The sequence below is a fragment of the Thermococcus sp. genome, from assembly GCF_015521605.1.
GTDB lineage: Archaea > Methanobacteriota_B > Thermococci > Thermococcales > Thermococcaceae > Thermococcus.
In genome coordinates, this window is the sequence record NZ_WANV01000041.1 from 17,020 (window position 1) to 40,338 (window position 23,319).

Annotated in this window: 12 protein-coding genes; 10 read left to right on the forward strand and 2 right to left on the reverse strand. The window is 55.3% G+C overall.

Annotated elements, in window-relative coordinates; all coding sequences use genetic code 11:
- The first annotated feature begins 44 nt into the window (after positions 1-44).
- The 5 genes from F7C11_RS10795 to F7C11_RS10815 all read left to right on the forward strand — a co-directional run bounded on the left by F7C11_RS10795 (position 45) and on the right by F7C11_RS10815 (position 17,613).
- Positions 45-260 carry a hypothetical protein gene (locus F7C11_RS10795; RefSeq protein WP_297093299.1) on the forward strand — a complete coding sequence of 72 codons (216 nt, stop codon included), beginning with the start codon at positions 45-47 and terminating at the stop codon, positions 258-260.
- A complete protein-coding gene (locus tag F7C11_RS10800) occupies positions 257-14,194 on the forward strand; it encodes a CARDB domain-containing protein (RefSeq protein ID WP_297093301.1) in 13,938 nt (4,645 codons plus the stop codon). Before F7C11_RS10795 ends, F7C11_RS10800 begins: the two co-directional genes overlap by 4 nt.
- Before the next feature lie 66 nt (positions 14,195-14,260).
- Positions 14,261-16,525: a tetratricopeptide repeat protein gene (locus F7C11_RS10805; RefSeq protein WP_297093303.1), complete on the forward strand. Its 2,265-nt coding sequence runs from the start codon at positions 14,261-14,263 to the stop codon at positions 16,523-16,525.
- A gap of 123 nt (positions 16,526-16,648) precedes the next feature.
- Positions 16,649-17,368 (forward strand): MBL fold metallo-hydrolase, encoded by a 720-nt coding sequence (locus F7C11_RS10810; RefSeq protein ID WP_297093305.1) that lies wholly within the window; start codon positions 16,649-16,651, stop codon positions 17,366-17,368.
- Positions 17,368-17,613, forward strand: coding sequence for a DUF504 domain-containing protein (locus F7C11_RS10815; RefSeq protein ID WP_297093307.1), 246 nt, complete (start codon positions 17,368-17,370; stop codon positions 17,611-17,613). The genes F7C11_RS10810 and F7C11_RS10815 overlap by 1 nt, the downstream gene beginning before the upstream one ends.
- Here the strand turns inward: F7C11_RS10815 and F7C11_RS10820 are convergent, their stop codons facing one another.
- Positions 17,614-18,588 (reverse strand): DUF835 domain-containing protein, encoded by a 975-nt coding sequence (locus tag F7C11_RS10820; protein WP_297093308.1) that lies wholly within the window; start codon positions 18,586-18,588, stop codon positions 17,614-17,616.
- A gap of 72 nt (positions 18,589-18,660) precedes the next feature.
- Between F7C11_RS10820 and F7C11_RS10825 the strand changes: the two genes are divergently transcribed.
- Together F7C11_RS10825 and F7C11_RS10830 are read left to right on the forward strand one after the other, a co-directional pair.
- Positions 18,661-19,419 carry a YchF/TatD family DNA exonuclease gene (locus tag F7C11_RS10825; RefSeq protein WP_297093310.1) on the forward strand — a complete coding sequence of 253 codons (759 nt, stop codon included), beginning with the start codon at positions 18,661-18,663 and terminating at the stop codon, positions 19,417-19,419.
- Between the two features lie 17 nt (positions 19,420-19,436).
- Complete coding sequence (locus F7C11_RS10830) at positions 19,437-19,742, forward strand: DUF3216 domain-containing protein (protein WP_297093312.1); 306 nt, start codon at positions 19,437-19,439, stop codon at positions 19,740-19,742.
- Positions 19,743-19,744: 2 nt separating this feature from the next.
- Here F7C11_RS10830 and dapA read toward each other — a convergent pair whose 3' ends face one another.
- Positions 19,745-20,632, reverse strand: a complete 888-nt coding sequence (dapA, locus tag F7C11_RS10835) for a 4-hydroxy-tetrahydrodipicolinate synthase (RefSeq protein WP_297093314.1) — start codon at positions 20,630-20,632, stop codon at positions 19,745-19,747.
- 99 nt (positions 20,633-20,731) lie between these two features.
- Here dapA and F7C11_RS10840 point away from each other — a divergent pair, with 99 nt between their 5' ends.
- From F7C11_RS10840 to F7C11_RS10850, 3 genes are all read left to right on the forward strand, one after another.
- Positions 20,732-22,111 carry an ATP-binding protein gene (locus F7C11_RS10840; protein WP_297093316.1) on the forward strand — a complete coding sequence of 460 codons (1,380 nt, stop codon included), beginning with the start codon at positions 20,732-20,734 and terminating at the stop codon, positions 22,109-22,111.
- Positions 22,112-22,156: 45 nt separating this feature from the next.
- Positions 22,157-22,381, forward strand: coding sequence for a hypothetical protein (locus F7C11_RS10845; RefSeq protein WP_297093319.1), 225 nt, complete (start codon positions 22,157-22,159; stop codon positions 22,379-22,381).
- A gap of 227 nt (positions 22,382-22,608) precedes the next feature.
- Positions 22,609-23,274 (forward strand): hypothetical protein, encoded by a 666-nt coding sequence (locus tag F7C11_RS10850; protein WP_297093320.1) that lies wholly within the window; start codon positions 22,609-22,611, stop codon positions 23,272-23,274.
- Positions 23,275-23,319: the final 45 nt, after the last annotated feature.

Sequence of the window (23,319 nt, forward strand, 5' to 3'; positions counted from 1 at the left end):
CCCGGTAAGTATGGGAAGGGCAAAGACCTTTTGGGTGTGGCACAATGGGGTTAGCCCTTATTCCCCCGGGTGCAAACCATTCAACCCGTGAAAGGAGGACACTCAGGGAAATCCGGCGCGAGCTGGTGGAATACATAAACGAGAGAACAGGAATAGACAGGAAGGTCATACTGGAGGTTCTCCTCGCTGAGGAATCCTTCTTTGTGATACAGATCGAGAAGGCCCTCCAGGAAGAAAAGGTCGGGAGGGATAGGAGTTGAGGAGGACACTCTCCATTCTCGTTCTGGCGGTTTTGCTGACCTCCCTAGTGCCCCCCCGGGCGGTGGGAGTTGGCAGAGTCAGTGCCCAGGACGGAGAACCGCCGGATCTCTGGATACATGGAGAAGGGTACGCCGTCTCGGGAGATGAGGTCATTATCAACGCCACACTGGAAAACTTTGGAGGGGCCAGCGGGCCATTCAACGTCACATTCAAGGTTTTCACCCCGATGAGTCCTTCCCCAGTAGTTGAGGTGCCGTTTCAGTGGATAAACACCACCGGGTACCTCGATGATGCGGTGATTGCAGGTTATGGAGACTACATCGAGAACGGGAGCGCGGTTTTAAGCGAGGACGACGGCTATTTCATCTACAGACTTCCATTCACGCTGAACTTCTTTGGGAGGGACATCACGAACATCTCGGTCAGCACAAACGGCTACATCGAGCTGCTCGGCAGGTGGGAAGAGCCAGACCTCGGGAGCACGTACGGCGTCCATATGGACGAGGATTACTCGATGAGCGACATCATATTTGCCCTCGATGATGACCTCGAAACCGAGGACGGCTATCTCCTCGTCGTCGGCTTTCCTGACAAGGTGGTGGTTGAGTGGTTCGGCTCGACCTACGAGGACTGGGACTCCTACTCAAACCCCCTGAACTTTCAGGTGGTCATCTTCGCCAACGGGACGATAAGGTGGAGCTACCGCCTGCTTGAGTATTCCTCATACAGCTACGACCTCTTCACGGGCTACTACTCCAAAGTTGCCGGGAAAACGGTCGGCTTTGAGAAAGCTGGAGGAAAGAGCTTTGAGGTCCAGATCCCCTCGGGTTCTCCGGCGGTGGAGCGCGTTGAGGTCTCGGGCATTCCCGAAGGAGGAAGTACCAACGTCTCGATTACCCTACCCTTGGGCGAATACTACGTGAAGATCATAGCGGACGATGAAGAAAACCTCAACGACCCGTACAGGGGCGACAACGTAGCCGAGCTCGGGGTATGGCCCGGGGATTACTGGATAGAGAGCGCGAGTATAGGAGGGGTTACGCCGGGCGAGAGAGTTGAGATTAACTTCACCGTCGGGAGCACATCGAAGAATCCAAGTGCCGTGGTTGAGCTCCTGAGGAACGGAAAGGTCGAGGGACGGAGGTATCTGTACAGGCGAGACTTCACGAACGGCACGGCATCAGGTAGCTTAAGCTGGCTCGCCCAGGGAGGGAGCTACAACCTTACACTCGTTGTGAAGGCAGATGGGGACATCAACGAAACGAACAACGCCTATCCCCTCGGTGAGTACAACCTCCCGCTGCCCAACTTCAGGATAGTCAACTACACCGTCAGGCTCCCCAGCTGCCTCGGTGAGAGGGCGCTCATTCTGGTCAACGTCACCAACGACGGAGACATCAACTGGAGCGATGTCTGGGTCAGGGGGGTGCTGGTTTACAACGGGAGCACCACAAGCTATTCCAGTTCTGTGGACATAGAGTCCGGAGAGACCGTCGAGGTTGCCTTGAGTCCCTTTGTGATCGCGGGAACCCTCACCGGGGTCAGGATAGAGGTCGATCCCTACGAAAGGGTCGCGGAGTCCAACGAGAGTGACAACTCCCTCACGGTTCCGCTCTCAAGGACGTACGAAAGCCCCGACTTCACGGTCGGCTCGATGGAGGTCCCCGCGAGTGTCTCAACCGGCAACACCTACTACATCAACGCCACCATCGAAAACCTCGGCGGCTGCTATGCCAGAAGCGTGAGGGTAAACCTCTACGAGAACGGCTACTACGAGAGCTACGCGTACACCACCATTAACGGCTCCACCAAGGTTTCTCTTAGGTGGACGCCTTCTGATGTCGGCGAGGTTAACCTAACGGTTGTCGTTGATCCAAGCAACTACATTCCCGAACTGAACGAGAGCAACAACAGGCTGAGCAAGACTGTGTTTGTGACCGGTCCGGACATCGTGATAACGAACGTCACGCTCCTGAGCTTTGATGGGATTACAGGAAGCGAAGCAACCTTCAACGTCACCCTCAAAAACCTCGGCGAGGCCTTCACGAGGAGCTTCACGATAAAGCTTGAGGGCGCTCTAGGCTACTCCTCAGCCTATGTGAGCGGGGGTATGGGCCCAGGGGAGGATAAATGGGTCACAATCTCGGCCCCGTTGAACGGTGGAAACTCGACGTTACGTTTCATAGCGGATTACTACGATTCCATAGTCGAGACTAACGAGAGCAACAACGTCTTCACCTACAGGGTGAGCGTTCCGCTACCCAACTTCATAGTGGACTCGATCGAGATGCCTGACAACACCGTTGGCCACGTTCCGGTTAACATCACGATAAAGAACATCGGGGCCCCGTACAACGGCACGGGCTACCCAATCAGGGGTAGGGTGTACGTTGAGAACTTCAACTCCTCACCAAGCTACGGACACTTCGTAATCGATGCGTTCCTTCCCTCAAACGGCACCTACACCTACCACCTCGATTACCTCCTTATCCAGGCCCCCGGCGGGCTTATCAACGTGACCGTTAACTACCCTGCCGAGGTCAACGAGAGCAGCCTGGAGGACAACTCGCTGGTAACGAACTACGCGACGGGCTATCCTGACCTCACGGTTCACCTTGCCCTGCCTTCCGAGATCAAGGCCGGTCAGGACGTCCAGGTAAACCTCACGGTTCTGAACACCGGGAACGCAACGCTGAGGGTCGAGAACCTCTACTGGTGGAGTAATGAGCTCGGGCTGAAGGTGAACCTGACGGACGAGAACGGAAAGTCGATAATCAGAACCTATGAGCTCGCCCCCGTAACCCTCCCTCCGGGCGGGAGCGTCACGGAAACCGCCGATATACCCTTCAACGGCGGGCTGAGCACCCTCAGGGCCATAGCCGACTACGAAGGGGACTGGATCGAGTCAAATGAAAGCAACAACGTCGCAGAGGTTACCGTCAGTGTCGAGGAGCCCGATCCCTTCATAGCCAGCTACTCCGTCCCGGAGGAAGTTCTCAACGGTTCTGCCAGCCTCTACCAGGAGTATCCGATAAGGGTTAACGTGAGCAACGCCGGGGGAGACCTTGAGGGAGGCTTCTACGTTACGCTCCTTGACAACGGGAGCTATGCTTACTCCTACTGGATAAGCTCACTCGCCTCGGGTGAGGTGAGGGAGGTTACACTCTACTACACGCCCAAGCCTGGAGAGCACAACGTCACGATAGCGGTGGACTACTACGACTACTGGATCGAGGCGAACGAGAGCAACAACAACGCAACCTTCAGGGTGAGCTTCGGAAGGCCTGACTTCGCGGTGGTGAACTTCTCGGTTCCGGAGGAACTGTTGAACGGGAGCGCCTACTTGTACAAGGGCTACCCGGTGAGGGTGAACGTTACCAACCTCGGGGCCAACTTTGGGAGCTCCCTTTACGTCCGCCTCTACGATAACGGAAGTGGAAGGGGTAGCGCCTACCTCGACGGCCTGAAAGCTGGCGAGGTGAAGGAAGTTACACTCTACTACTATCCAGAACCGGGTGAGCACAACCTCACCGTACGGCTCGACCCCTACGACAGTTATCCCGAGGAGAACGAGAACAACAACGAGGTATTCCTTGGAAATGTCAGCTTCGGGAAGCCCGAGCTGGTCCCGGTCGGCATCACATGGGAGCCCTACAACTTCACCTCTGGTCAGATCGTGACCTTCAAGGTCTACGTTACGAACCTCGGGCAGGCCTTCTACGAGGGCTTCTACACGAGGGTCGAGATATGGAACGGGAGTTCGAGGCTGAGCTATGGCACAGTGTATTCACCCGACCCGAATTTCGGAACCAATGAGACGAAGGAGATAACGTGGCGCTGGTACAACGCGAAACCGGGCAACCTGACTGTTAAAGTCATCGTGGACTACTACGACTACATTCCCGAACTGAACGAGAGCAACAACGAGTACACCGCCTATCTGGGCGAGGTTGGAACGCCGGACTTTGTCCTTGAGAACCTGAGCGTTGGAGAGCTCGCCTACGGAAAATGGGTCGACGTAAACGTCACCCTGAGGAACCTTGGCGAAGCAATCTACAGGCCCTTCAGCGTCCTCTTCAACATCAGCGGGGAGCTCTACTACAGGACTGTCTACGGTATTGGCTCAAACGAGTCGGTAAGGCTGAACTTCAGGTGGTACGCCGATAAAGTTGGAGACATAGCGATTACCATAAAGGCCGATCCGGGCGACCAGATAATCGAGTCTGACGAGAGCAACAACGAGGTCTCGGGGAGTTACTACATCGAAGCCCCCGACCTTACGATAAGCTCCTACGAGTGGGTTGGCGAAGACATTGCGAGGGGATACCTCACCTATCGCGTGAACGTCACGAACCTCGGCGGGGACACATACAGGGGCTTCTACATTGCCATGTACGTTGATGGCTCACTCAAGGCCCAGGCCTGGGTTGGCTCCCTCATGGGCGGTGAGACCGTTGAAAAGACCATCTCCTGGCGCTTCAACGTCGGCGGAACCCACGAGGTGAAGCTCGTCGTTGACCCCGGCGATCAAATTCCAGAGGTTAACGAGAGCAACAACGAGGTGAAGACAAGCGTTACTATAGACCTGCCCGACATAGTGGTTACCTCACTCAGCGCCCCGGAGATGCACGCGAATGCTTTCTTCCCGGTGAACGTGACTGTCAGAAACGCCGGAAGCCAGGACATCGAGAGGAGCTTCCCGGTTGTCATCTACCAGGACGGCAAATACCTTGGAGGGGCCTGGGTAAGTTCACTCCCTGCCGGAGGCGAGGCCAACGTTACCGTCTGGATAAGGCCATATCCGGGCGATTCAACGATAAAGGCCGTCGCAGACTCGGGGAACTACGTTACCGAGGTCAACGGGACCAACAACGAACGCTCGATTTCAGTCCACGTTAAAGCACCCGACATAAAGGTCGTCTCGCTCTCGCCGGGGAGCTTCACCTACTCGGGCGAGACCGCCAACGCGACCGTCACCGTCAGGAACATTGGCGACTACGAGACCGGGGCTTTCCTCATCGTCGTCCGCAACGGAGCAAAGACCCTCGGAAGGGCCTACGCGCCCAGTTTAGCCCCCGGTGAGGAGATGAACGTCACGGTGGCATGGACAACCGACCCCGGAAGCTACAATCTCACAGCGGTGGCCGATCCCGGAAACGCAATCCGCGAGTGGGACGAGGATAACAACGAGGTTGCTGTTCAGGTCAATGTTCCCGCTCCTGACCTTGTGGTCACTTCATTCGCCTACTCCGGAAGAGAGGTCGTCGGGGCTTACTTCAACTTCACCGTCACCGTTGAGAACGCAGGAAACACCACAATGCTGCCCTTCCACGTCGGGATATACGCGAACAGCACCCTCGTCGCTGTAAAGTTTATTCGCGGTCTGGGAGGAGGGGAAAGGGTAACCCTCAGCTTCACCAACGCCTGGAGGGCTCGCTATGGCGCCTATACCCTAAGGGCAGTTGCCGACCCCTTCAACGAGCTCGGCGAACTGGACGAGAGCAACAACGAGGAGAACCTCTCCGTCTTAATAGCTGACGAGAAAGCTCCATATCCGGCCCAGCTTTACCCCGCCAACGGGAGCTTCACAAACGAGCCTATCGTTGGGGTTCTCCTTAGAGATGAAGGCTCCGGAGTTGACCTGCTCAAGAGCGAGCTTAGGCTCTATCTCAACGGGAACCCGGTTGACGGCTCTTCAATCTTTACCTACGGCTGGCTGCTCTTCCAGAACTCGACGCCTCTCCCGGACGGCAACTACACTGCAATGGCTGTAGCCTACGATAAAGCCGGGAACTCCAGAACTTACACCTGGAGCTTCGTCCTCGACAGGGAGCCACCGGAGATAAGGACGAACGTCACCGACGGGGCTCTCTACAACGGTAGCGTCCTTCCGGCGGTGGAGGTTAGGGACGAGAACCTCCGGGACTACACGGTAACCGTCAACGGCAGGCCGTTCAGCGGGAGGGCGATAAGGACCGACGGAACCTACACGCTGGAGGTTGAAGCGGTGGATAAAGCCGGCAACAGGGCGGAGCTGAAGGTTACCTTCAGCGTCAACGGCATTCCTCACCCGCCGAGCGGTTTGACGGTCAACCTCAACGGCTCCTACGTCGAGCTGAACTGGCTACCCAGCGGGGATTCCGACATAGCGGGCTATTACGTCTACCGCGATGGAATCAGGTTAAACGACGAGCCGGTTGAAGTTACCCACTTCCGCGACATCTATGCTGGAAGCCTCAACTACAGCGTTACCGCCGTTGACTTCGCCGGCTTTGAGAGCGACCCGGCCCACCTCTTCCCCGCGAGGCTTCATATAAGCCCTGAAAGGCTTGCAACCGGCTATCCGGCACTTATCAACGTTACGATTGAGAACTTCGATGGCGTTGCCAATGGAACGCTAACCCTTGAGCTGATAGACGTTTTCGGAGACGTAATCGGGAGGCTTGAAAGGGAGGTTGAACTCTCACCTGGTAACATCACCGAGACCTTCGTCGCGACCGTTCCAGAGGGCCTCGGCTCGCTGAGGGCTTCGCTCACCGTCCACGGCTCTTCGACCGAGGTGCTCCTGCCAGTGAAACCGACCGAGGCCGGGGCCCCAGAGATCACCGTATACAGCCCGAGAACCGGCCTCCCGACACTGGTCGAGGTAAAGCTGACCAACCACGGCTCTGCACCGCTCGATACCTCAACTGCCCTCTTGAAGCTCGGGAATGCTACCGGGGAGCCTCTCTCACCGTTGCTGGTTCTAATGCCCGGCGGGAGCGCAACCCTGAGCTACCGCGTCGTCCCGGAGGAGAGGGGAACCTACAACCTGACCTTCAGGCTCGTCGGAATAGTGGCCATTAAAGAGGTCGAGGTCAGAGACCCGGTGACGAACCCCGTGCTCGTCTCAACCGAGGGCTTTGTCAGGGGAGGAAGGGCGAGAATTTACGTAACCTTCAGGAACACGGGAAGTGCCCCGCTCATGGTCAGGGGCGTCAGCGTTCTCGGAATGCAGAGGAGCCTATCCGTTACAGTCCCGCCGAACCTCTCCTTTACGACCTCCTTCAACTATATCGTCCCGGCCGATGCGCCGGACGAGATGACCATCAACGCAACGGTGAGGACTGACGTCGGGGACTTCACGAGAGTAATCACAGTCCCGACGGAAGAACCTCCCTACAACGCCAACGTTACCGTGGGGAGTGTCTTCGAGGTCGGGGAAGATGTCACCATTGAGGGATTCGCCTACAACGCCAGCGGACTGCTCCCGAACGTTACCGTTAGGGTTGCCATAGCAAGGGGCGACTTCGTGAGGGAGTACGCGGTGATGACCGACGAAACCGGCCACTTCACCCTGACCTTCAGGCTGTATCCAAGGGAGGCAGGCCACTTTATTGTGAGCGCAACCCACCCGAGCGTCCTAACCCTTGAGAGAGATGGGGAGTTCGACATCGTGGGAATAACCGTAAGGCCCGACGTCTACGCCCTCAAGGTCACGAAGGAGTTCAGCGGGAAGATCGAGGTAACGCTGGTAAACCACTGGGAAGAGTCCAACGTCTCGGTCTCGGTGAATGCCCCGGCATGGCTCAACGTCACGGTCCCATCGAGAATAACACTGAGGCCTGGCGTTAACAGGGTTGAGATTGCCCTCTCAAGCGATAACGCAGTGAACGGAACGGCGACGATAACCTTCAGAACGACCCAGCTCGGCCTTGAGATAGAGAAGAACCTCACAATAAACCTTACAGTCCTTCCGCCGGAACCGATAATCGTCGCTGAGCCGAGAGCCCTTGAGGTTGGAGTACTTACCAACGAGACCGCGAGCAGGAGCATAACCATAAAGAACGTCGGCTTTGAGATGCTGAGGAACGTTACCGTCACGAGCTCCCTCGACTGGGTTAAGGTGACCAGCAACTTCACCCAGCTGGCCCCGAAGGAAGCCGAGAGCATAGCCCTCTACATAGCGCCGCCCTCTAACCTAACGGGAACCTTCGAGGGTAGCATAAGGGTGAGCTCCTCCAACCACCGCGACGTCATAATTCCGGTCAGGATTACCGTAACGCCGAACGCCACAGGAGTTATTACCGTCATAGCGATGGACCCGAACGCCACGAGGCTCAGCGGTGCAGAGGTTGTCCTCTACAACGGCTACGCCCACTTCGAGGGGAAAACGGACGAAAACGGCACGATAACCTTCACCGGCGTCCCTGTCGGCGATTACACCCTCTTCGTCTCCGAGGAGAGCCACTACACGGTGAGCAAGACGGTAACTGTCGAGGCCGGGGTGGAAAAGAACGTAACAGCAGTGCTGATGCCCTCAATCCTTCAGGTCGAGTGGGAAGTCGTTCCCGTAACGATACAGGACGTATATATAATCAAGCACGAGATAGGCTACACCACCTACGTCCCGGCGCCGGAGATAAGGAGCTACGGCGGCGACCTTGAGGTCTACGTGGACTATGAGAAGCTCGCAGAAGCAGGCTTTGTAGAGCTCCACGGCCAGCTGATAGTCACCAACACCCATCCCTACGTCTCGGTCTTCAACATTACCTTTGACAGCGGCGGGAGCCACTACATCGACGTGGAGTTCGCAGTGGATAAGATAGACGAGCTCAAGCCCGGGGAGAGCGTAGTCGTCCCCTACGTCGTGAGGATTTACTACCAGCGCTCGCCGCCGATAAACCCCTGCCTCCACGAGACCAAGACCTTCTACCTCAAGGCTGGCGTTGTATGCGTTGAAGAGGCCGGAAAGATAACCCTGAAGGCCCAGAAGGTTCACCAGATAGTCGTTAAGCCCACCTGTGACGGTTGCTGGAAGTCCCTTGCACTGCTGGCGGGAAAAACCGCATTCCTCTTCCTAGGAAAGAAGGTGGGGGACGCCCTCGGCAAGATAGACGACACCAACATCGCCAACACCGTTGCGGGAGAGGCTTTGGGCAACCTTGAGAGCATATACGACGCCTATGCCCAGATGGTCATGAACCCGACGTCCGAGAACATAGAGCACTTCGTCAAGGTCTTCAACGCCGGGAAGGACAACCTTGCGGATATACTATCGGCACCCTTTGCGTCAAACCCGGCCCTCTACTGGGAGATGCGGCATGAGTTAGCCTCATACCAGCTCACGGTCGTTAAGGACTCCAATGGCAGGGTAACGGGCTTTGCAGTCTCGACCACCAACGCCCCGACGTATGTTTACGCCATGGGCGTTGTCTCAACAACCAACGGGCAGGTGAAGGTTGACTGGAAGAAAGCAGCTTCGATAGCTAACAACCTGGCCTCACCAATAGTTTCAAAGCTCGGTGTCGTTGGGGCCGGCCTGACAAATGGCCTCAGTCTGATAACACTCCTGGACAAAATAGCAGAGGAGCTGCCACCTTATTTGATACAGGCCGGAGCGAACTGTCTAGTGTGCGCCCTCCACAACAACTGCACACCACCTCAGACTGAAGAACCCAGCACCTTCCAGCTCATTCGCTACGGCTCTCTCGGCGGCTATGGCGGGGGAATTGCAGGGTTGCCGGCAGTTGGGGATGGCGATGGAGAGACTAGCGTCGGGAGATTTACCTGTGAAGGTCTTCCCAAGCCAGAAGAAAACTCCGCAGAAAGTTCTGATAACAGTTTAGACACTCAGAGCTGTCCCTCCTGTTCCGTCCAGGCCTTCGAGAAGGCCGGAAGCGTGGCCGGGGGGAGGGTATGCAGAACTATCCCTCTGAGCGGAAAAGTCTTAGGTGACAACGGTGGAACTGTGCAGCCCCTACAGGAGGGCGGAGACGACTACCCGGACAATACCCTCCACATGTGCATCGACCTCGTCATAACCATCGAGCAGAGGGTCACCTTCGAGAGACAGGCGTTTAGAGCATCGCTGAAGTTTACAAACACCAACGCTAACTACAGTCTCAGCGATGTCAACGTCAGCGTGCTCTTCTTCGACAGCGAGGGCAATCCGGCGAACGACAAGTTCTTCCTCAGACTCGACGAGAAGAGCGGTTTAACCGGCGACACACTGCCACCGCAGGGACAGGCAAAACTGAGGTGGCTCATAATCCCGAAAGTGGGCGCGGCAGAGAAGTTCAGGACGCGCTACTACGTCATGGCCAACATCACAGCCAGGGTTGGCAACACGACGCTCGTCTATGAGACCTGGCCGGCCCTGATAGAGGTCGAGCCGGTTCCGCAGCTGGAGCTCGACTACGTGATACCTCCTAGGGTCTACGGCGATGACCCCTACACGCCGGAGAAAGAACCGCCGGTTCCCTTCGTCTTCGGCGTTAGGGTGAAGAACGTCGGCTACGGGATCGCTAAGAACCTGCGCATAGCCTCAGCCCAGCCGAAGATTGAGAAGGCCAACTACCCCGGTGTTTACATCGACTTTAGAATCCTCGGAACCATGGTTAACGGCAGAAAGGTTCCCAACAGCCTGACGATTGACTTCGGCGACTTAAATCCGGGTGAGAGCTCCACAGCAGCATGGATAATGATCGCGGAAGTTACTGGAGACTTCGTCTACTACAACGCCACCTTCCGGCACAGCGATGAACTCGGCGGCAACGAGACCTCGCTGATTAAGGAGGTCAGAACTCACTTCCTCCTGAGGGCATTCAACAACACGGCCAGCGACGATGGCATGCTCGACTTCCTAGTCGATGACGACCGTGACGGGATTCCCGAGATGATACTCGACTCCAGTGGAGAGAATTATGCCGTCTTACCGGTTAACTTCACTAACGAGACTGGAAGGGGCTTCGTCAAGGTAATCCCGCTCGTCAGGAGCCCGGACTGGATTTACATGACCGTCCCGGTAACGGGCTATATGAGAGCCGTTAGGAGTGACGGGAAAGAGCCGATAGCCCAGTGGATCGAGAACGGGAAGCTCCACATCCTCGACCTCGGAACGGCCGAATTCTACGTCCTGAAGAGCAACAGGAGGCCCGTGCCGGTGATAAGCTACAACGGGCCTGCCGTGGTAAACAAGACAGTTGCCTTTGACGCCTCGCTGAGCTACGACCCGGACGGGAGGATTGCTAGATATCTCTGGCGCATCGGCAATGAGAGCTTCGAGGGTGCAAGGCTCAACTACACCTTCACTAAGCCGGGTGTCTACAACGTCACCCTAACCGTTTGGGACGACGAAGGTGCCAACGCCTCGATAACGGAAGCCGTTGAGGTCTTCCTTGGACCAAGGTTCTCTGAGAACCTCACCGTTGAGCCGGAGTGGGGAGTGGTTCCCTTCAACGTCTCAGTCTACCTCAACGTCACGAACACCGGCGACGCACCGGGAACCTACAACGCCACCCTCTACCTCGACGGGAGCACCATAGCATGGAACGCCTTAATGATTGAGCCCGGCGAGTGGAGGGTCTTCGCCTTCACGGTGGAGATAAACGAGACCGGGGAGCACCTCATAGAGGTCAACAACCTGAGCGCGGTCGTTACGGGCTACCTTAACGTCAGCCTTGAGAGGAACGAGAGCTACGCCTTCAGCAGAGACTTCAGCCACTACACCGGGTTCTACTGGGAGGGCTTTAGGAAGGACTTCGAGAACTGGACTGCTGAAGTGCTCTCAGAGATAAACGTCTCAACAGAAGGATTTGACGAGGTCTTCAGCGTAACTGCGGGCAACTGGAGCCTTATGAACTGGAACGAGAGCCTTGATTACAGGAACTCCACGGGCTGGATAGACGCGACCTACGAGAGGAACACGACGGTTATCGGAATAGCGGGCTTCAACTACACGACGCTACGCATCAGGCAAGTGGTCAGTCTCTTCGCCAACGCGAGCAAGGAGGTCGATACAGCCCCACCCGTCCTTGAAGTGTCTCCTGGAAGCGGGGTTTACGAGGAGGTGCCGACCTTCAACGTTACCGCCTGCGACGAGACCAACGTCACCGTGTGGGGAAGCGTTGGAAACGAGAGCAGGGACTTCACCAAGCTTTGGGAAGACGGCACATGCTCCCTCTGGAGCGGGAGCTTGCCTTTAAAGGCAGGCAACAACACCGTCGTTATTCACGCCGTTGATGACTTCGGGAACACGGCAAACCTGAGCCTCTGGATCTACCTCAACCCGAGCGCGCCGGTTATCTACATTGAAAGCCCAGAGGAGAAGGTCTACAACTCAAGGAAAGTCTGGCTCAACTACACCGTCATAAACCACGACCTCCTCGGCGTCAGGGCATATCTAGATGGCTCGCTCCTCTCAAGCGAGGCAAACCACTCCCAGCTGGTCACCCTCGACTACGGGTGGCACAACCTCACCGTTTACGCCTGGGACGTGAGCCACAACGTCAGCAAGACCGTTCTCTTCAGGGTGAACGAGCCCCCGGAGGTGGACTTCACCTGGAGCGCCGACTACCTGACGGTTAACTTCACAGCAATCGCAAGCGACCCCGACGGAATCTCAAGATATCTCTGGGACTTCGGCGACGGTTGGACCAGCGAGGAGGCGAACCCGGTTCACGTCTATGCTCAAGGTGGAATTTACAACGTTACATTAACAGTATGGGACGCCTACAACCTGAGCGCGAGCTTTACAAAGAGGGTTGAGGTCATCGCCAACGTGAGCCTTGAGAGGAACGAGAGCTACACCTTCACCCGAGACTTCGGCTTCTACAACACTACCTCCTGGGAAGGCTTTAGGAGGGACTTCGAGAACTGGACTGTCAAAGTGCTCTCGGAGATAAACATCTCCACGGAAGGCTTTGACGAGGTCTTCAGCGTGAGCGCTGGGAGCTGGAGTCTAATAAGCTGGAACGAGAACTTAACGACAGGTTCAGGAAGTGGCTGGATAAACGCGACCTACCTGAGGACGGCAGTGATAAGGGGCCTTATTGACCACAACGAGACGACTTTACTGCTCCTCCAGAGGGTCGGCCTCCTCGGGAACGCCAGCAACGTGAAGGACACTGTTCCTCCCGAGGTGGTGGTGCTCTTCCCAGAGAACGTGACTTATGACTACAACCTGAGCGAGATACGGGCGAATGTGCACGATGAATCGGGGGTAAGCTCTGTAACAGTTGCGCTCGACGGGGTTGAGATTCCGATGGTTCCCTCCAACGGGACGTGGGTGGCCAGCGTGAGCGTCGGAGACGGAAGGCACCGGCTCATTGTTAGGGCATCGGACATCTGGGGCAACGTTGGAACGGCAGAGCTCAACTTCACCGTTAACACCAGTGTCAGGGTGGAGCACATCAACGGGACGGAAATTATCACGATTCCGGGCGAACTTGAGAGCAAGGCATCGGTTTCCAACGACACAATCAGGGTAATGGTATGGGACAGCGACTGGAAGAGAGTCTTCGAGTTCCCGAAGGAAAGGCGGCTCGTTATCGACGAGAGGATCTTCAAAGAGCCGTGGCTCTTGATCAGGAGCTCAGCCTCGCTGAGAGAGACACTCACCGTTATGAAGGAGTTCAGGACGGAAAGGGAGCGCCACCAGAGACTGTGGGTCAGGGCTGTGATAGAAGCCGAGAGGAACGGCTACGCGGTGCTAATGGTACCTCTGGAGAACATGAAGGTCGTGAACGTTACAGTCGAGAAGAACGGGACAACTTACAGGCTTGGGACCGAGCCGCTCGAAGGGGTCGGCTACTACGGCACCGCCGCGGGCTATCTCTACGTGGTCGTCTCCGGTGACCCCGTGGTAGAGCTTGTACTGGAGGAGTACCTTGAGGCAACCGCACCGGGAATGAACTGGATACTCGTCGGGTTCTACTGGCAGATGGGCTACCAGAGGCTCGCCAGGGACTTTGAGGAGTTGCTCCAGAACGTCACCAACCAGAGCGTCATCGACGAGGCAATGGGGCTGCACATAAAGGCGATGGCATATTATGCCATGGGCTGGGAACACTATCCAAACGCCCCACTGTGGTATGTAATCTATATGAGAAAGGCCTATCTGTTGGAGAAGGAGGCCCTTGAGGTTCTCAGAAGGGAGCTCGTCCTAATCTAGCTCCTGTTTCCATTTTCCGCAAGGGATTTATACTTTTTTACCATCTTCTATTATTCGGGGGAACATATGGAGATACGATCCCTGCTCAAGGCCCTTTCCAGCGAGGCTAACCTCCAGATACTTTCCGTACTCAGATCTGGATCTTTCCATCCTAGGGAGCTCGCCCGGCTTCTCCAGAGGGACGAGAGTGACATTTCCAGGCGCCTCAAGAACCTTGAGAGGCTCGGTCTTGTTGAAGGGAGATGGGTTCGAGTAGATGGAAAAAACGTCAGGATATACTCTCTAAAGGTCGGCGAGCTGAGCATAACCTTTGAACCGGGGGAGGTGAGGGTCAAGACGGGTGGAGAAACTTCCTACAAGTTCCCGATAAGGTGGGAGAAGAGGCCCAATGTTGACCTCTTCGTAGGCAGGGAGGAAGAGCTAAAAGTTCTCAGGAACTCCAAGGGAGTTGTCGTTGTTTACGGCATCGCTGGAATTGGAAAGACAACGCTTGTTGCCAGGGCATTTCCTGAGGCCTACTGGTACTCGATGACGGGCATGGAGGACTTCGACTACCTGGCCTGGCAGTTTGGGCTTTTCCTGAACTCCTTCGGCTGGACAAACTTAATAGACTACTTGAGGAGCGGTGGGAGGGAGGAGGGCGAGATTTTAGAGCTCGTTTTGGAGGGACTTGAGAACACCAGAAGCACGGTCGTTATAGATGACCTCCACAAGTGTGAGGACGAGAGGGTTTTTAGGATGCTCTCCTACCTTGCCCCCAAGCTCGAAGAGGGAAGGGTTGTCGTTACAACGAGGGTGAGGCCAAACCTTGGAATAGAGGGTGTTGTCTACATCCACCTCAAGGGCCTTGAGCCGGAGGAAGCCTACCAGCTGGTCCGGCTCAAAGGAAAGGAAATTCCTCCCGAGGAGTTCGCCGGCATTTACGAGCTGACCCTTGGACACCCACTCGCAATAAACCTGGTCATAGAAAGTTCGGGCCTTCAGGAAAAGGGTAGGGAAAATCTCTTTGACTTTCTCTTCAACGAGGTCTATCAGAGGCTCGGAGATGATGAGAGGAGAATGCTCTCGCTCCTCTCCCTTTTCGAAGAGCCCCTCGAATACGAGGCCGTGAGGTTCCTCTACGGGAGCAAGAACTCCTTCCCTGTGCTCTATTCCCTCATAAGGAGGGGGCTCGTTGAAAGGAGAGGCGACTACTACTTCCTCCACGAGATGATAAAGGGCTTCGCCAGGCAGGTCGGGGAGATCGATGAGAGGAGTGCCTACCTCAGATACATAAGATACCTCCTCGAAAGGCCTGCGCCGAGGAGCTTTCTTCTGGCCTTCAAGTACGCGGTGAAGGCAGGTGCGAGGGACATGGTCAGGGATCTCGTCCTCCTCCGCATCAGGAAGTTCCGCCGAATCGTTACGGACTTCTCAAGGGCATACCTCAGGCTACTCTCCGAGGTTGCCGACGACCCACACGCAAAGCTCGAAATGGGCATGGTGCACTTCCAGAACGGGCTGTTCGAGAAGGCCAAGAAACTGTGGCTGGAGGCCGAGCCGGAACTTGAGGGTGTATTTAAAGCCGAGGTGGAGGCCCTGATGGCCGACCTGTCAATAGAACTCACCGACTTCGAGAGTGCCAGGGAATACCTAGAAAAAACGAGAAAGCTGGCAGAAGAGCTGAACGATACATACGTCTGGCTCTCTTACTATATAGAGAGAACCAAGTACGAGTTCTACCAGGGAAACCTTGAAGGGGCTTTGGAGAGCGCCTTCAAGGAGCTCGAACTGGTGAGGAAGCTGAAGGACATCGAGGAAGAGCCATTGGTTCTGCTCCACGTCGGAGACATATACGCAGAGATGGGACACTACCTGAAGGCGATACGCTACTACGAGGAAGCCATGAGACTCTCAAGGGCCTACGGGATACGTTCTCTGGAGCACACCTCTTATATGGAGCTCACAAAAGGGTATTACGGGCTTGGGGAGTATGAAAAGGCCGTGGAATACGCCACAAAGGCCGCCGAGTACTTCCTGAAAGTCAGAAACTACAGAAGGGCCGTCGACACGATGGCCTACCGGTGTGTGTCATACATCGCCCTCGGAGAGCTGGATAAGGCCGAGGCCGATGCGAGGGAAATTATAAGAATAGCCCAGAGCACGGGTTACCCCCTCGGCTGGGCGGGCTATCTCTTCCTCGGTGCCGTGGAGAAGCTCAGGGGAGGGGACGGGAACGAGTACTTTGAGATGGGGAAGGAAAAGCTCCGTGAGTATGAGTGGCTTTACAGGGCCGTCCTTGAGGGGTTGGGGAAGGTATTTGACGTTTCGTGGCTGAAGAAGGGAGACTAAAATTAATAAGGCCCGGGAAGTAAGTCCAACCGGGCGATGAAGAGATTCATCCCTCCTGACGGGGACTCGCTCCCCCGGGATGAAGACGCGGTCCCCCCTTGAGCCCTTCTTGGAGGTGGAATAGTGAGAATAAGCCGAATTGAGGAGTTTCCAAGGGAGCTGGTACCGGTTGAGATTCCTCCCCACACCGTGATGCTCAGGGGTATCGGATGGGATTCCAACGTGTACCTCGTGAGAAGTGGGGAGGATGCCCTCATAATAGACACAGGTACGGGGGTTAACTGGCACGCCTATGCCCAGATCTGGGAGAGGGAGGGCTACCTCACGGGAATAAGGAGGGCGGTGATCTTTAACACCCACGAGCACTTCGACCACGTTGGGGGCAACGGGGCGGTGAAGAGATGGCTTGAGGGGAAAGGGGCCGAGGTTCTCTTCGCGGCCCACGAAACTACCGCGGGGGTTCTTGAGAGGGGAGACGACTACGTTATCCTCGCATACGCCTACGGGAGGAAGTTTGAGCCGCAGGCGGTGGACATCCATCTGAGAGAGGGTGACACGCTCAGGGTGGGCTCGCTGGAGCTAGAGCTGGTTCACACGCCCGGCCACACCGCCGGGAGCTCCTGCCTCTACCTCGACGACGGAGAAACGAGGATCATGTTCACGGGAGACACCCTTTTCAACGGCACGGTTGGCAGGACTGATCTGCCGACCGGAAACGGCTGGAAGCTCCAGGAGAGCCTTGAAAAGCTGGCGGAGTACGATGTTGACTTCGGCCTCCCCGGGCACGGTTGGGCCATCAAAGAGTGGAAGGAGAACATCAGGGACATCCTGGGGTGGCTCTGATGAGGAAGGGTTCGGTCAAGGAAGTGCTGGCCAAGATAAAGTACGACCCCCGGGAGGAGGAGAGCGATTATTACATCGTCATCGAGCACCGCGGGGCATACGGCGACATCAAGAAAATCCCTGTGGAGTTGATAGAGCTAGGGCGCGGATACTTCTTCGTGGGAGAGGCACAGATACCATACCACCGCATCCTGAGGGTCGTCAAAAAGGACGGAACCGTGGTGTGGGAAACACGGAAGCTTTGATCAGGATATCCTTCTGAGTTCCGACGTCAGAAGCGCCCACTCGCGCGGACTGAACGCATCCTTAACCGCCGTTGCCAGCACATACCCGTCGTGAAGTAGGGCACAGTCCTTCAGATAGAGAACCACATCCATCATGTCCTTGAAGCCCAGCTCAAGCGCCAAGTAGCCGAGATTTTGGAGAAACACCGCCCCGGTCTCGTCCCTCTCGGAGGTTTCCTTCAGAAACCTGCAGAATCTCTTCTTGAGGATGGGTATCTCCTCCGGTCGAATTGAGTTCTCCACTTCAGTTTTGGTTATCCAGACAACTTCGATATCTGCCCCACCAAACATCTCAAGGAATTTTTTGGGGTTTTCCCTGACGGCCACGGAGAGCCTCACCCCAACATTGATCAGGTCTATGAGGAAGTACTTTGCCTTGAGCTCGTCCGTGAAAAGGTATCCCCCGGGTTCGAGCTTTTCTGGGAGTATCTCTTCCTCCTCCAGGGAGAGCATGAGCTCGTACATCTTGCGGAGCGACTGGTAATGATCCTCCTCCATTGCGGCCAGGTTTAGGGCCAAATCCCGGCTGTCCTCATCGCTGGCAACCTTTGCCAGGAGTTCGTAGGTTTTCTTCGCGAACAGCTCGCTATCCATACAGTACTTCAGGGCGGATATGTAATCCTCAACGCTCTGGAATTCGGAATAAAACGGGGCAACCTCAACGGGCGGAGCATCGACCTTAACCGGTTCCTCACCGGGATACATCTTCTTAAAGAGCCTGTACAGCCAGTCGTGGTGGTTCTTGCTGTCCTCGCTCATCTTCAGGAACAGTGCCTTAACGCTCGCCCTACCAGCTTTGGCCGCGAGCTTGGAATAGTACTCCGCCTCCTCCAGCTCGTTGAATATTGCGTAGCTCAGAAGCTCCTTGGGAGACTTGTTTTTCAGAACCTCCACAATATCACGCATGCTGCCCGGGGCATTCTCCTTGTTTTTCATGTATGATGGCCTCCATTGAGTATTCGGGCAAACAACGGAAAAGCTTTTCTATGCGTTTATGAAGGGCCAACCATGATAGACGCCCACGCCCACATCGAGATGTTCAAGGGAAAAGCTGGAGAAGTCGTCGAGGAGAGCAGGAAGCGCCTGAAGGCGGTAGTTGATTCGATAACCGAGTACAGGAAGTTCCACGTCTGGAAGAGCTGGGAACTGCTACGACCCCACTTCGGCTTCGTCTTTCCAACCCTGGGCTATGCTCCGAACGAAGCGAGAAGGGGCAACTGGAAGAAAGTTGGAAAGGTGGAGACCTTCATCCGCGAGCACGCCGGCGAGATAGTTGCCCTCGGCGAGATAGGACTGGACTTCTACTACGCCACCACCGAGGCCGAGAGAAAGAACCAGAGGGAGATTTTCCACCACTTCCTTGACCTGGCCGTTGAGCTTGACCTCCCGGTTGTCCTCCACGCCCGCGATGCCGAGCGGGAGGTCTTTGAGGAGGTTCAGAGGGCAGGGGTCAAGGCTTATTTCCACTCCTACAGCGGGCCGAAGGAGCTTGCCCTTGAGGTAGCGGAGAACGGCCACATAATCGGCATCAACACTGGGATAGACTTCATCCCGACAGTCAGGGAGGCGGCAGAGGCTCTTCCGCTTGAGAGCATTGTGGTGGAAACCGATTCACCGTACATGAGCCCGTACAAGGGCGAGAGGAACTACCCATGGAACGTGGAGTACGCGGTTAGAAAGATAGCGGAGCTTAAAGGCACGGAGTTCGAAGAGGTGGAGAGGACAACCGAAAAAAACGCCGTGGAGTTTTTTGGTTTGAGGCTCTGAGAAAGGGAGGTGATGGAATGGCCGTTGAGGTTCCTGAGGTTGTAGAGGTCAGGAAGCTTCTCGAAGAGCTCGACGAAAAAGCGCTCATAGCAAGGCTTGACTCATTCGTGAGGCTCAATGAGGGGTTGGAGACCAAGAAAGGCGAGGATTTCATAAAGGTTTCCATCCTGGGCTTCCTTGAGGGAACACTGGTGAGCCTGAGGAGGAAGTACCCGGAGAATGAAAAAGTTGAGGGGCTCCTGGAAAGGGTAAGCAAAAGAAGGGCCGAGCTCGATACCAAATTCAGGAAGCCCAAGCCCCCCATCTTCGAAAACATGGAGTGAAATCAGAGAATCCCCGCTTCCGCGAGGGCATTCCTTATATCCTCGACTGCATCTTTTTCCAGGGGCAGAGAAGGCAGCCTCGGCTTTCCGACTTTCAGGCCCCTCATCTCCATCGCGGCCTTTACCGCGCTTATCTGGTTGTACCTCTTCACGACAACCTCATTTATCAGGTTGACACGGAGCTGGAGTTCCCTGGCCTTCCGGTGGTTTCCTTCCCTGAAGGCCCTCCAGAGTCCTACACATAGCTCCGGGGCGACGTTGGCAACGGCAACTACGGCACCGTGAGCGCCCACGACCCATGAGGGATACATGACGTCGGCGGTTCCGGCGAGGATCGTGAACCTGTCTCCAAGGCGCCTCACAAGCTCGGTTATCCTCCCCATGCTCCCGCTTGAATCCTTTATGCCGATTATGTTGGAATGCTCATTAGCGAGACGCTCGATGACGTCGATGGGAATGTTTATTCCAGTGAACTTGGGGACGTTGTAGAGGAGTATCTCACCGTCGAGCCTCTCAGCTAGAGCCGAGTAGTGGGCGAAGAGCTCCTCTGAGGAGGGCTTGAAGTAGTACGGCGGGCCTACGAGCAGGGCATCGGCTCCGATGTCGAGGAGAACCTTTCCGAGCCTCAGTGTTTCTCTGGTGGAGTTCTCGGTGGCACCTGCAACAACGGGAACCCTGCCGTTCGCCTCGTCCAAGACGGTCTCAACGACCTTAAGCTTCTCCTCGAAGCTCAGGTAGGGGAACTCACCGTTGCTGCCGAGGGATACGAGGCCGTTGAGGCCGGCATTGATGAAGTGGTTCACGAGTTCTCTGAGAGCTGACTCGTCTATCTCCTCGTTCTCATCGAAGGGCGTGACGTGGGGGACGAAGACTCCTTCCAGCATAGGCATCGGAGGGGGTAGGCGGAAGAGGAGTTAAGGTTTACTGAATACTGAGCTCTGGATTCGATGAGCGAAACCCTTTTATAAATTTCGACCCACGATTATATTATGAGGATTCGAAAATTTGTTAACCGAAAGAAGGAGCTTGAGACCCTTGAAAGGCTCTACGGGAGGGACGGTTTTACCCTCGTCCTTGTCACGGGACGGAGAAGGATAGGAAAGAGCCGTCTCGTTCGTGAGTTTCTGAAGGGGAAGAAGGCCATAAGCGTCCAGTTTGAGAAGAGGCTCTGGGAGTACAATTTGAATAAGCTCAACAAGGCCATAGGAGAACACTTTGGAATTCCAGCTCCAAACTTCTCCACCTTCAGCGACGCCTTCCGCTTCATCGCTTCTCAATCGAGGCGTAGGCTCATCGTCTTCCTCGACGAGTTCTCCTACCTGCTCCGCTATTCTGAGGTGGAAGCCGAGTTCCAGAGCATAGTTGACGAAATACTCGCGGAGAGCAACGTTATGCTAATCCTCTCCGCCTCCTCCGTCGGCCTGCTCAAGAGGAGCTTCTTCGACTACTCCAGCCCGCTTTACGGGAGGAGCGACGCGACGCTGAACCTCCCGCCCCTAAGCTTCAAGCACCTCTTCGAGTGGTTTGAGGACATCTCACCAGAGAATGCCGTGAAAGTTTATGCCGTAACATCCGGCGTTCCCCGCTACCTTGAGCTCTTCGAGGGGAGGGACGTTGAGGGTGAGATAAGGGCCAACTTCTTCGATCCTAACTCCTTCCTCTTCCACGAGGCCAAAGAGCTCCTTGAGGAGGAGTTCCGGGAGCCTGAAACGTACTACACTCTCCTTGAGGCTATCGCTAAGGGAAAGACGAGGGTGAACGAGATAGCCCAGCACGCCTTCCTTGAGCCCAAGAACACCGCGAGGTACCTGAGAATCCTCGAAGACCTTGGGATACTGAAGAGGGAGCTTCCAGCTGGCAGAAAGGCGAAGAGGGGCATCTACCGCTTTAAAGACCTCTACTTCGCCTTCTGGTTCCGGTTTGTAGCTCCGTACTTCGAGGAGATAGAGAGCGGCTTCCCCGAGGGCGCGCTGGAGGAGTTCGAAAGGGAGTTCAACCACTACCTCGGCTCTGCCTTTGAAGAGGTGGCGAAGCAGTTTCTAATCGAGCTGAACAGAAAAGAAAAGCTTCCCTTCAGGTTCACTAAAATAGGAAGGTGGTGGCATAGGGATAAGGAGATTGATCTGGTGGCTTTGAACGAGAGGGAGAAAAAGGCTTTGTTCGTTGAGGTTAAGTGGAAAAACCTGAGCAAGAGAGAAGCTAGGGGAATTTTGAGGGAGTTGGAGAGGAAGGCCGAGCTTGTGGGATTGGATGGGTGGGAGAAGAGATACGGGCTTGTCGCGAAGAAGGTCGAGGGAAAGGACGAGCTTAGGGAAGTGGACTGGCTGGTCTGGGATTTGAGGGACTTCGAAAGGCTTATCTCCAATTAGTGAGTACCTTAAACAAAGAGATAATGTACCTGCGAGGGATCTACCATGGTCGGGTATCACTCAACGGAGGTTCGTGAGGTCGAACTGCCCGTCAAGGGGAAGTACTTCGGGAAGCGCAAGATCCGTGCAAAGGTCCACGAGATCAGACTCTTTCCTGAAACTGGAACGATTACTGAAAATGGAGGAAACTTGCTGAGGGAGTTCCTCAGGAAGATGGGTATAGAATTAACGAGAGATGAAATAGAAAAGATTAGAGAAATAAAAAAATAACAACTGTCGACCCAAGAGAGACAGACATCTCCCACCCCCTCGTCAAGGATGCTACATACCTATACATCCACGGCGGACCAACGGAAAACGCCCTAAAAACGCTTACGTTTCTCCAGCTCGCCACGCTCCCGATCGCTGCAAAGGTAAGGCACAGAGACAAATATCAAGTAAAAAAACCATAGAAAGGGCAATACTCCCGAGGATAGTAGAGAGAGAGTAATGAGTTTGTGGATCCGGTAGAAAGTAGAGTAAACAGAATCGGCGACGATCACGTCCAGAACACGTGGCTCGCGGCGTACCACACGATGCCGTATGACCGCCTAATTAAAGAAAAACTAGATGAAATAGCGCAGGCACTGTGGGAGTTTGGTGGGCTGTCAAAGGCAGGTGTGGACTTCGGAGATTACATACAATACCTCAAAACGGCAGCAAGGGCTGCGGAGAAGATTGGCGAGATGCAGGCAAAGACGCTCCACTACAAAGGTGGCAAATACGTACTTGAGCCATTAAACGGGAAGATAGAACAGATCGAGGAAATGCACCAGCTCGCAGAGTATTTGAAGAAGCTACTACCAGAAAAAATCGTCGAAGCAGAAAAGATACAACCAACCAAGTTCAAACAAGACCAAAAACAAGAGGAGAAGCCAAGAACGAGAGGTTTACCTGAAGATGCCAAGGTCGAAGTCCTCTCCATCCTCCAGGCTTTGGAGTTCGCCGACTACTCCGAAAAAGCCAAGAAAAAAGCCCTCCAAAAGTTCTCCGAGAGGATAAGCGAGCTTTCAGAGAAAGAGCCAACGCGGGAAAACCTTCTAAAGCTCGGCCTCTACACTTACGCCCTCGAACTCGTGAAGGCCAGCCGCTGGGAGAAGGTCGAGAAGCTGAGGGAGCTTTAAAATAAAAACTCCTGAAAGTGGAACCCTTAAGGTACCAAAAACCTA